The sequence below is a fragment of the Microcoleus sp. S13C4 genome, from assembly GCF_036700865.1.
In the GTDB taxonomy this organism is placed as follows: Bacteria; Cyanobacteriota; Cyanobacteriia; order Cyanobacteriales; family Microcoleaceae; genus Microcoleus.
Map to the genome: position 1 here is coordinate 1 of NZ_JAUBPS010000115.1, position 10,258 is coordinate 10,258.

The window sequence follows — 10,258 nt, forward strand, 5'->3', positions numbered from 1 at the left end:
CTTTTTTTTGAACCTATACACACCAAGGCTTTTGGCTTTTTGTTTCCCATCCTGCCTCCGCTGGCTGACTCCTCTTTAGGGCTTGGGTCTGCTTTTTTTTGCAAGATGGGACTTTTGGGGGGAGTATCTACCGCGCATGGGTAGAAGAACTCCGTGGTTCAACATGATGGGGGTTACTTCGAGTATGGGTAAGGCACAGTTAGAGTGTAAGGTGTAAGGCTGCATCATGGGTTAGGATGGCAGAATCAGGCTGGTGCATGAGTCATATATATTAAGTGGTGTCTGCATTTCTTGGACTTTACTGAGGGAAGTTCGGGTCTCAGATTGAGCCGATCGCCCTTAACAATTCCTCTGAGTCAAAATCCAGAAGTTGACACGACACGGTACTCTAACCCTGATTCAAACTCCCAGGAATCGATGCCAACAAATACAGTCTCCTGAATTACAGCAACCCCAAAATACCTTCAGTTACGCCAGTTATGACCCTTTGATGATCGAGCGCGAGTTGGTCTCCTCAACATCTACATCTAAAAAGTGCAAGTGACTCTCTTCCTCAGTATTGACAGCAATCACCAAACCTCTATTCCCCCAAGGAGCGATCGCCCGCGGTGAGGCGGGGCTGCTAAAACTCCCTACTTGAATCCCTTGACTGTTTAACACTTCTATCTGCCCCCCAACATCTGCCAACACCCATCCCCAATTAGCCACACAAGCAGACACGGGCAAACTTTCAAGGGGAATTCGCGCTACCTTGAGGGGCCACAATTTCATCAACAGCACCGCCGCTTTACCACCTTGGGGAATTCCCAGCAAAGTATAAGGCTCAGGGGTCAACAGCATCTGTCCGACGCTGGCAGACAACCGCACAGAACCCACCGGCGTGCCGCGGCGAGTGTAAACTCTAAAAATAGTTTGGGGATTTTTTGGTTCGTTGTCCGGCCAAACTGCTAAGACGTGTCGCCGATCCAAAAACATTAATTCTGGTAAATAGTGTTCTGGTAACGGCACAGTAGCGATCAGCTTCAGCGCTTTTTTCTGATCGCCCGCAGTGCTGTTCCCAGCTAAAGAATAAAAACGCAGTTCGCCGGGAACCGCTACTGTCAACCAGTTGCCGTGAGAATCTACAGCAGCTTTAAAAGCATCTGGACCTTGCCTCAAACCCATATCCAGCAAACATTGAGGCTCCCAAGAGCGCTCATTGAGCCAGTAAAGTTTTTGCGGAGTGAGAACGCAGCAGCCGTGGGAACTCGGTAAAATGCCACGCACAATTTCCGCCATTAATGAAATAGAAGTAGACATTTCTCCTGTAACTAGCTGTTTTCCCGGCTGAGACCAAACCTTGACCTCTGTACCTACAGCAGCATATAGATACGTTTCAGTGGCAATTAAAGCGGTCAACGGTGCAGGAAGTATCAGTGGCTTTGGCTGCAAAAGCGAATAGCGCACAGTCCCAAGTAAATTAATAGCCGACTGTGAAGCTTTTTCTTCTTCAACTTCCAGCAAAGACTCAGTTTCAGACTTCAGACTTTTATCACCACTGGTTGTGGGGCTTTCCCAGGGAATAATGCAGTCGCCCAATTGCCTGACAGCGGGGTCGTACATGATCAGTCGCAGAGCTTGAGCCATTTGGGAAGCACTGGCAAAACGCCGGGCTGGCAGCTTTTCTAAAGATTTTTTAACTATTGCTTGCAAAGGTTCGGGGATGGCGTCGGGAAATTGCAAACGTTGATTCAGGTGCGCCCACCTCAAGTCTCCGGGGGTTCCCCCGAAAGGGCGGTAGCCCATGAGCAATTCAAACAGCAGAATTCCTACTGCATATATATCTGACATCGGGGAAAAAAGACCGTAAAACCGCTCAGGGGCCATGTAAGCGGGGGAACCTACGGTAGCGTCGGGAGAAAGTTCTTGGTGGAGGCGAGTGGTACCAATTTCTGGCAGCCGACGCGCGATGCCAAAGTCAGACAGTCGGGGCGACCAACCTTTTGCCCCTAAAGTGAGGAGGATATTTTCGGGTTTGATGTCGCAGTGAACTACGCCTCGCCGGTGGGCGTAGTCTAAGCCGGCTAAAACTTCCATGACTAGCTGCAAACCTTCAAGCAGACGCAAGGGGCGGTCTTGTTTGAGCAGGTTGCGGAGGGTTCCTCCCTCGCAGTAGTCCATAACCAAGTACCTGCCTGTAGCTGTGTGTTCTAGAGCTCGGCAGGTAACAATATTCGGGTGCTGCAAGGTGATCAGAAACCACAGCTCTCGCAAGAATTCGCTAGTTGGGGCTTTTTGATGACTAAGTTCTTTGAGAGCAACCAGTTGGCTGGTGAGGCGGGAGTCCTGGGCGGGAGCTTCTCGAACGCTGGCACAAAAGACTCGACCAAATTGTCCTTGTCCGACTAGCCCTAAAATGCGGTACTTAGAATGTTGCATCGGTCTAATTATAGAAAAAGCTTGAGCTAGTATTAAAATATGTAAATAATTCTGACAATAATTCAAATTTTTGAATCGCTCGCCAGGTACAGCCTATGTTATCTCAGGTTCATTCTCCGCCTCCTTGAGAGCGATCGCACACTCGCACCTACTAAAATCCTTGAACTTAGGAATCACTATCAATCTTGCGGAATGCCGGTACCCGCTCGGGAACTACCCGTGGCTGCTATTTTAGTCGATCGCGACTATTACAGTTTTTTCAATGCCATCCAGAAAGTATCTAAGGTTTTAGCTTTTCAAGGCTAAGCTGGGGAATCGGGGCGAGCGAACAGCGATATGACCAAAACAGAAGTGTGGTTATGCCATAGGGGTTAGAGAGCCAGAAGCCCATGCTGTCGTCAAGGCATCTTAACCTTTTTGAGTGTTAGCCAAATTTTTTTGCGCTTTGAATAAGTTGATCGTAACTTGCTAAATAGTGAACTTGACAGGAGCAAACATCAATATGGTTAAAATTATTAAACTCGATCCAATTGCGGAGGAAATAGCAGTTGAAACCCGATCAAATATCCTGTCGGCCTTACTTTCCAAAGACTTAGACGTTCTCAAGGAATGCGGGGGGCGGGGAATGTGCGCTACTTGCCATGTTTACATTAAAGAAGGCATGGAAGGCTTGTCCCACATGAACCGCCGCGAGAAAAGGACGTTGGAAGTCATTACTACGGCTAAAGCCAATTCGCGACTGGCTTGTCAGGCTCAAATTATGGGCGAGGGTGTGGTTGTACAGTTGCCTGCGGGGATGTACATTAATGCTATTGAAAATGTCGAAGCTCTGATCGGCCGCCGGGCCCAGCAAGATTTATTACACCCCATTACGGGTCAAGTAGTTGTAGAATCAGGAAAGTTAATTACTCGTTCTATTGTTACACAGCTTAATGAAACCCGCTTTCAAGTAGGACAATATTTAGTTCGGACTAAAGAAGCTTAAAACTGATATGTTTGTATTTTAGTAGTAGAGAAAAATCTATGTTGAGCCAACTTGCGCGTTTGAGCACGGAAGCAGACGGACGCTACGCCAGTGCAGAAGAACTCCAATTTTTGAAAGACTACTTTCAGTCTTTGAATCACCGGATGAGTGCTTATAAAAAACTTCAAGCCTCTGAAACAGAAATTATGCGGCAAGTGGAAGCACAAATGCAGTCTCTAGATCCTAGTTTATTTCGGCGGGGGGCTAACGATGTGACTGAAAAGTGCCGTGGAGATATTGTGCGGGTGTTGAGGCATTCGGCGGCAGCACTATTGATTAATGATACGGAACGATTGCGCGATCGGCTACTACTTTGGTTGCAAACTATTTTAGGCGCTGTTCAAGTTAGAAATAGTGCAACCGTGACCTACGATGTGATGAAAAAGGTTCTCAAACAATATCTCACGGTGGAAGAAAGGAACCTATTTTTTCCGATTCTGGACATCAACCGCACTTTACTAGGCAAATAATCAAGGGGGTTGACAAGTTAACGCCGATAAACTGTGCCGTTAGGAAGAGTGGCTCCAATTAACTTGGCTCCCGTCAAATCCGCCTCAGTGAGAATGGCTCCCCGGAGGTTGGCTCCTGTCAAGTCAGCTTTCTGCAAGTTGGCTTTACTAAGGTTAGCTTTGCTCAAGTTAATTTCATGCAGACAAGAATTAGAAAGGTCGGCATTGAGCAGGTAGGCTAGACTCAAGTTGGCTTTGCTGAGGTTGGCCCCGCTCAAGTTAGCTTCCATCAGATAAGCACCGCTCAAGTTGGCTTCGTTCAACAATGCCTCTGCCATATTAATTCCTGTTAAAAGTTTGCGGCTCAAGTCTACACCGCTGAGGTCTGCCCCGCTGAGGTTAATACCGCTTAAGTGGCTGCCATTCAAAGTAATGTTTCTCAGGTAGGTTTTGCTCAGGTCTGCTTTGCACAAATTGGCTCTATCCAAGCAAGCTTCGCTAAGGTCTGATCCGCTCAAGCACGCGCCGTTTAAATAGGCTTGAGTGAGGTTAGTTCGCCTGAGATTAGCTTTCAGCAGGTTGGCTTTGCTGAGGTTAGCACGGGTTAAGTTGGCTCCGGCTAGGTTGGCTTTGGATAATTCGGCTCCGGTGAGCTGTGCTTCAGTCAAGTCTGCCTCTTTCAGACTCGCTAGACTTAAGTAAGCATCTTTGAAGTTTGCTCCGTTGAGATTGGCTTTAATCAGATAGGCTTTACTGAGATTGGCCTCCGTGAGAACGGCTTTGGTAAGGTTAGCGGCGCTCATATCTGCACCTATGAGATTAGCATGGGGAAGAATTGCTCCGGTCAGGTTTGCCCAATTCAGATGAGATCCGGCTAGGTTGGCGCCGGTGAGATTGGCTCCGATGAGATTGGCTCCACTCAGACTGGCTGCCATGAGGTTGGCGCCGGTGAGATTGGCTCCGCTGAGGTCAGCTTTACTGAGATTGGCTCGGCTCAGATGGGCTTTGGTGAGGTCGGCCCCGCTGAGGTTGGCACCGATTAAATAGGGTCGTTGCTGGTGTTGGTTGAGGTTTGCCAAAATTAGAGTTGGGGCATCGCTGGAACGGTATAAATCGATCGGACTCAACACAATGCCGCGCAGATTGGCCAGTCTAAAATCTCTTTCGCCGGCTGCATATCGAGTTAGAAGTTCATTGGCGTCCATTAAGTTCTAGCAAAATGTTTGAGGTTTTGATTGCTTTTAAATTTTATGAGTTTCTAGAGTAAGTTATGAAGTTTCTAGCTGCTAGTTATAATCAGGTTTTATGTGAATTGCTAAAACCTGATTGTTTAACTCAGGAGATTTTTTATAATTTAACTCACAGTTTTGATGATACGGTCGATAATATGGGTGCAAAACAATCGACTTGACAGCTATTAGCAACAAAGTAATAGCTGTCAAATCAGTCAGTTTTGTTGAAAAAGTTGACTGAGAATAGCTTCATGGTCTTTTCCTTCTTCGACCATAGAATCCCCCGGTTGTAGGCGATCGCGCAGCCCTAAAATAAATCGGTTGCAGTCCGAACCCAATGATTCGCAGGATGTTTGCAGACAGTGAAGTTCTCGACCCGTAAGCTGACTAAAGAACGCACTTAAAATACCTGCTTCTAAAAAACAGGCTGGTCGCTTAGACTTGGGTGCAGTTTTAGCAAAAAGAGAGTTAGCAATTTTTACTATTAAAAATCCATGTTCGGAATAGCTGGGGTCGAACTCAAATGTTCCCCATCCATGAGTTTTCCAACATTGCTGCAAGGACTGAAGAAATTCTACCATTTCCATTTCAGAAACTGGCTGACCGTAGTATTCGCTGACTTCTTCGCAAAAACGCACGTAGAAGTTTTTACCCCACCAGCGACCGCAGTTGAAAAGCACGAGGCGGGAGGCTTGGCCTGTTTCTTGTTCTAAGCCGATATAAATAGCTTGAATCAGTGTTTCTGGGAGTGCTAAGAGCCGATCGCCCCGGCGGTTTTCCAGGAGGCCGAGTTCGAGGTCGCCTCGGACGTAGGCATCGCTGGCAAAGTAGTTTCCAGGGAGTCGGGGCTGTTTGAGTAAGTCGGCAATATTAATCATCGGAAATTGGGAATGGGGAATCGGGAATTGGAAATTGGGAGGAAAGCTGATTATTTCTTACTTTGGTCAATAATAATTGACTGTGCTTGGTCGAAAAATGGTTGCAATATAGCCCGGGCTTGCTCGGAAAGCAATTCTTTTAAACGAGTTTGCAGCAGATTGCAAACAGTTGCTTCGATATTGTGAGTTTGGTGGGCTTCGACTATGCCGGAAAGCCAGTCTACAAGGCGCTGTTCGAGAAAATTTTGATCGTTCAGCAGCATAGCCATAGCGCAGTACCGCAAGACTAACACCCAGTGTTTGAGCGATCGTTCTAAGGTTTCTTGTTTTTCGTCGGGGAATGTTTCTTGTAGTTTGTTGGCTACTGGTTGGAAGATACTTGCTTCCTTCTCTCGCAAAAATTCGTAAATTTTTAAGCGCTGGACAAGGGTTACAGCTTGACGCTTAAAAGCTAGGAGTTCTTCGCCTTTTAAAAAGCGGTTTTCTGCCTGATCCAGCAGCGCCTCAATCTCTGGGTGCATGATTTTAATTAAGCGGTAATCGGTAATTGATAAAAGGAAGGAAGTTCGGCAACGAGCAATGTACGGGATTTAACGGATTTAACTAATGGATTTTGAAGGATGAGGAAAGAGGGGTGAGGGAAGATGGATGAGGGATTGCCCTATTTTTTATTTTCCATTCCCTACACAGATTAAAACAGGTCGAATAGGTCATCAATGGTGACTTCTGCTTGTTCAGAAATAGAAATTACTGGCAAGGGTGGGGGTAAGGGTAGGGCACCTACTTCCGGAATTCCTTCCCAAGAAATAGCTTGAAAAAAGTCTGCTACTGGCTGGGTTAAACTCAGAAGTTGACCGGGGGTCGAGCCATTTGGGGTTTCTAAAGATTTTCCCAGCCAATTATAGTGACCAAAGAATTCTTGGACAGATTGGTCCAACCATGAAGTTTGACTTTTCATCTTTCTTCCTGCCTGGATAAATCCACCATCGCACTTTCGATCGCGAAATTGGTGGGAGGAAAGGCAGGGCAGGGGATGTGCCTTTCCAGGTTGTTTACCGCAATATTTCACCGTGTTGCAGTCGATTTTGAATATCGCGGGCGTTGGCACCTTCGTTGAGCCAGAATGCTGCTGCATCAATTTTATCTGGGTTGCCAAGCAGGAACTTGCAATAGGTTTCTCCCATTGAGTAACATTGGAGTTCTATGCAGCTCAGAGGCTTTTTGACTAAAGAGCCGAAGAAACCGGCGAACAAACCAGCGTATAGGTGACAAACGGGTTTGCCTACGTCCCCCAATGTGCGAGCAACTGCTGAGTCAAAGAGGTTGATGAAGATGCAGCCGTGTTTGCGATCGCTCATGTCCACTTCCCAGCGACCCCAACCTTGAGCCGTGAAAGGCCACCACCAAGTTTCTAGCAGAAACATGAGATTTGACTGGCGAATGTTCTGGCTGTATTCGGCACTAAACCATTTTTGAAAAAATTCGGAATCTTGGAGTCCCCACTGGCAACCAATAGTATACATGATGACAGAGGACGCGGGGCCGACTTCTTCTTCGAGCCCCTCCACCAAACCGATAATGAAGTCTTCGCTGGTAAAAATGTTGCGCGACTCATTCCAGTCGTCAATTGTACCCATCTGGCGATCGAAGGCAAAAAAATCCTGAAACCTATAGTGGCTGTGAGTTGTAGGATGCTTTTGCTTCAGTAGCGATTCGCTGTGAGGGGAGATTTCTTTTTTGGCGGTAGAGACCATTGGCGGGTTATTCCTTTTTGGTGTAGTTTGGTGAAAATGAGAGTCAAATAGACTGGCCTGTGTATCCAATTTAACTTTATTTTTCTAAAGGCAGGTACAGGGTATAATTTTTTACTGCAATATAAAAATTAAAAATTCTAGGATGCTAAATTTGGGGGCTTGTTGGGAGTTCTGCCTTCGGACAACTGCTCTCTGAGTGCTAGCAAAAGTGGGTATAACCTTAAACGGCTATGTGTTATCGTTTTGTGCAAGCTGTCCAGTATATATATAGGGCATATGGGGATGAAAAATCACGCTTGTATTGCAATAGGCATCAATCAATATCAGTTACTCCAGCCTTTGAGTTATGCCCAAGAGGATGCAGAGGCCCTGTACGGTTTTTTGACTGAGGAGGCGGGTTTTGCGCCGGATGGATGTCTGCTGATGACCGATAACTCGCCGTCGCTGTGGGGTCAATCTACATATCCAAATCGGGAAAATATTCTGAGATTGACCCAAAGCCTCTGTGCGGAACATGTGCAACAGGGAGATTTACTCTGGTGTTTTTTTAGTGGCTACGGTGTCAGCTATGAAGGTAAGGATTATTTGATGCCGGTTGACGGCAATCCGGCTGACATTCAGGGTACGGGGATTCCAGTAGAGTTGCTGTTGAATACTCTGAAAAACGCTCCTACGGAAACGGTATTGGTGCTGGTTGATATGAACCGCAGCCAGATTGTGAAAGCGGGGGAAACGATCGGCTCTCAAACGGTCGAGCTGGCGCGGGAACTGGAAATCCCGACGGTGCTTTCTTCCCGGCCGAATCAAGTTTCGCGGGAAACTTCGGCTTTGCGTCAGGGGTTTTTTACGACGGCGCTTTTGGAGGGGCTACGATCGGGACAGTGCATGACCATTAAGGGTTTAGACCGTTTTTTGAGCGATCGACTGCCGGAGCTGTGTGACCACCATTTGCGTCCGAAACAAGAACCTTTGATGGTGGTGAATCCTCCGGGAAAGGCTAATTTGGTGATTTTGCCGGATGCTTCAGGGATACCAACTGCTGCGTTGGCCGGACGCAACGGCAATATGACGGTTGGTACGGGTGATGGTTTTGATCGCCCGCAAATGGCGACGGCTACGGGTCGAATGGATCTGCCTCCGGCAGTTCGCAACGCTCAGGATTCGTCGGTTGAGGTGGCACCTGTGTCGCAGCCAAATGCTGTGGCCCCTGCTGATCGGGGGGGCGATCAGCCGAACTTGCAAAAGCCGGAGGATGAGCATAACGGGGGCTCGGATAAGTCATTTTTGCAGCAGCTAGTTTTGTGGAGTTCAGCTACGGCTTTGGTGCTGCTGTTGGGTGTTTTTGTGACCAACAAATCAATTTTTATTGGTCAGCAGGAGGGAGATCCTCGATCGCCTGCGAAAAATGCCCAAAACTCTGGATCTCAAAAATTTACTGGTACTGGGGGGTCGCAGAACCAACCGCGGGCGGTGCAAGCAGGGGCTGGAACCAAGCAGCCACCATCCAGCCAGCAGGTGTGGGCTGAGGCGAAAACTTTCCTCAAGGATGGTTCGGCTTCTAGTTTTAATAAAGCAGTGGTTAAGGCTCGAACGATTCCGGCTAGCGATCCGCTCTACCCGCAGGCTCAGCAGGATATTGAGCGCTGGAGTTTGACAATTTTGGATATAGCTAACGGGCGGGCGGCTCGGGGCGATTTCCAGGGGGCGATCGGGGCGGCTAAATTGATGCCTGATGTCAATCAGCCTGTTTACAATCAGTCGAAACAGGCGATCGCTCAGTGGCAGGAGCTATCCAAAGACCAGGATGTAAATGCTGCTTTGCTATCGGCTGCTAAGGGTCAAATTAAGCGGGGGGTTGCCTCTTCTTACAGTAAAGGCATCCAGCAAGCTAATAAAATTGAAGCCGGTCAGCCTAAGTATGAAGAAGCTCAACAGTTAATGGGAGAGTGGAGCGAAAGTATTCTCAAAATTGCTCAGTTGCGCGGCTCTCAAGGAAAGCTGAAAGAGGCAGTTGAAGCTGCTTCGCTGGTGCCGTCGGGTACTAAGAGTTATCAGCGGGCTCAGAAGGAGATCGCCAATTGGAAAACTAAGCTGCAACGCCCGAAAAAAGGTTGATTTAGTTGATAATTTCTCGGTTTCCCACCGGGAAATTATCTTAGTGACTGACCAACAGGGGTCGTTCGCTCGATCGATACCTCTTGATACTGCAAAAAAAGACCTACATACCGATAATTTAAAACCAATAATTTTTTTTATTTACCATTTCCCCTCCCCAGCTTCTGGGCGAGGGGATTTTATATGCTCCCTGGTCGGTTTGTTTTTGTATAGTGAAAGATATCGTATGAGCTGTTAATTCTGGTTGCATAATAGTGGCATAATTTGGATGTTCTTTTGTGGATGGAATCATGAGACCGAAGGCGTGTATTTTATACCATTTTTTTAAAGATGTGATAGACTTGTGTAAAAAGTAAAGGAGAGAATTACAATGTCTGGTCGTCCTCAT

At 47.2% G+C, this 10,258-nt stretch carries 10 protein-coding genes; 3 read left to right on the plus strand and 7 right to left on the minus strand.

Annotated elements, in window-relative coordinates:
• Positions 1 to 477: 477 nt before the first annotated feature.
• Entirely contained in the window at positions 478 to 2,418 is a 1,941-nt protein-coding gene (locus QT996_RS27205; RefSeq protein ID WP_333050498.1) for a serine/threonine-protein kinase, read from the minus strand.
• Between the two features lie 502 nt (positions 2,419 to 2,920).
• Between QT996_RS27205 and QT996_RS27210 the strand changes: the two genes are divergently transcribed.
• Both QT996_RS27210 and QT996_RS27215 read left to right on the plus strand, forming a co-directional pair.
• A complete protein-coding gene (locus QT996_RS27210) occupies positions 2,921 to 3,403 on the plus strand; it encodes a 2Fe-2S iron-sulfur cluster-binding protein (protein WP_333050499.1) in 483 nt (160 codons plus the stop codon).
• A 38-nt stretch (positions 3,404 to 3,441) separates the two neighbouring features.
• Positions 3,442 to 3,912, plus strand: coding sequence for a phycobilisome protein (locus QT996_RS27215; protein ID WP_333050500.1), 471 nt, complete (start codon positions 3,442 to 3,444; stop codon positions 3,910 to 3,912).
• 17 nt (positions 3,913 to 3,929) lie between these two features.
• Here QT996_RS27215 and QT996_RS27220 read toward each other — a convergent pair whose 3' ends face one another.
• From QT996_RS27220 to QT996_RS27240, 5 genes are all read right to left on the minus strand, one after another.
• Positions 3,930 to 5,096: a pentapeptide repeat-containing protein gene (locus QT996_RS27220; protein ID WP_333050501.1), complete on the minus strand. Its 1,167-nt coding sequence runs from the start codon at positions 5,094 to 5,096 to the stop codon at positions 3,930 to 3,932.
• Between the two features lie 242 nt (positions 5,097 to 5,338).
• On the minus strand, positions 5,339 to 6,001 hold the full coding sequence (locus QT996_RS27225; RefSeq protein WP_333050502.1) for a V4R domain-containing protein: 663 nt from the start codon (positions 5,999 to 6,001) through the stop codon (positions 5,339 to 5,341).
• 50 nt (positions 6,002 to 6,051) lie between these two features.
• Complete coding sequence (locus QT996_RS27230) at positions 6,052 to 6,522, minus strand: phycobilisome protein (protein ID WP_333050503.1); 471 nt, start codon at positions 6,520 to 6,522, stop codon at positions 6,052 to 6,054.
• A gap of 170 nt (positions 6,523 to 6,692) precedes the next feature.
• On the minus strand, positions 6,693 to 6,959 hold the full coding sequence (locus tag QT996_RS27235; RefSeq protein ID WP_333042386.1) for a hypothetical protein: 267 nt from the start codon (positions 6,957 to 6,959) through the stop codon (positions 6,693 to 6,695).
• 94 nt (positions 6,960 to 7,053) lie between these two features.
• The gene (locus QT996_RS27240) at positions 7,054 to 7,755 is read right to left on the minus strand and encodes a V4R domain-containing protein (RefSeq protein ID WP_333050504.1); all 702 of its coding nucleotides are present in this window, start codon (positions 7,753 to 7,755) and stop codon (positions 7,054 to 7,056) included.
• A 282-nt stretch (positions 7,756 to 8,037) separates the two neighbouring features.
• Here QT996_RS27240 and QT996_RS27245 point away from each other — a divergent pair, with 282 nt between their 5' ends.
• The gene (locus QT996_RS27245; protein ID WP_333050505.1) at positions 8,038 to 9,870 is read left to right on the plus strand and encodes a caspase family protein; all 1,833 of its coding nucleotides are present in this window, start codon (positions 8,038 to 8,040) and stop codon (positions 9,868 to 9,870) included.
• Between the two features lie 118 nt (positions 9,871 to 9,988).
• Here the strand turns inward: QT996_RS27245 and QT996_RS27250 are convergent.
• On the minus strand, positions 9,989 to 10,258 hold a 270-nt coding region (locus QT996_RS27250; RefSeq protein WP_333050506.1), incomplete at its 5' end, for a hypothetical protein.

Bases quoted from the DNA above. Each gene is read 5' to 3' on its own strand.
- QT996_RS27205 (WP_333050498.1), bottom strand. From the start codon at position 2,418: ATGCAACATTCTAAGTACCGCATTTTAGGGCTAGTCGGACAAGGACAA.
- QT996_RS27210 (WP_333050499.1), top strand. From the start codon at position 2,921: ATGGTTAAAATTATTAAACTCGATCCAATTGCGGAGGAAATAGCAGTT.
- QT996_RS27215 (WP_333050500.1), top strand. From the start codon at position 3,442: ATGTTGAGCCAACTTGCGCGTTTGAGCACGGAAGCAGACGGACGCTAC.
- QT996_RS27220 (WP_333050501.1), bottom strand. From the start codon at position 5,096: ATGGACGCCAATGAACTTCTAACTCGATATGCAGCCGGCGAAAGAGAT.
- QT996_RS27225 (WP_333050502.1), bottom strand. From the start codon at position 6,001: ATGATTAATATTGCCGACTTACTCAAACAGCCCCGACTCCCTGGAAAC.
- QT996_RS27230 (WP_333050503.1), bottom strand. From the start codon at position 6,522: ATGCACCCAGAGATTGAGGCGCTGCTGGATCAGGCAGAAAACCGCTTT.
- QT996_RS27235 (WP_333042386.1), bottom strand. From the start codon at position 6,959: ATGAAAAGTCAAACTTCATGGTTGGACCAATCTGTCCAAGAATTCTTT.
- QT996_RS27240 (WP_333050504.1), bottom strand. From the start codon at position 7,755: ATGGTCTCTACCGCCAAAAAAGAAATCTCCCCTCACAGCGAATCGCTA.
- QT996_RS27245 (WP_333050505.1), top strand. From the start codon at position 8,038: ATGAAAAATCACGCTTGTATTGCAATAGGCATCAATCAATATCAGTTA.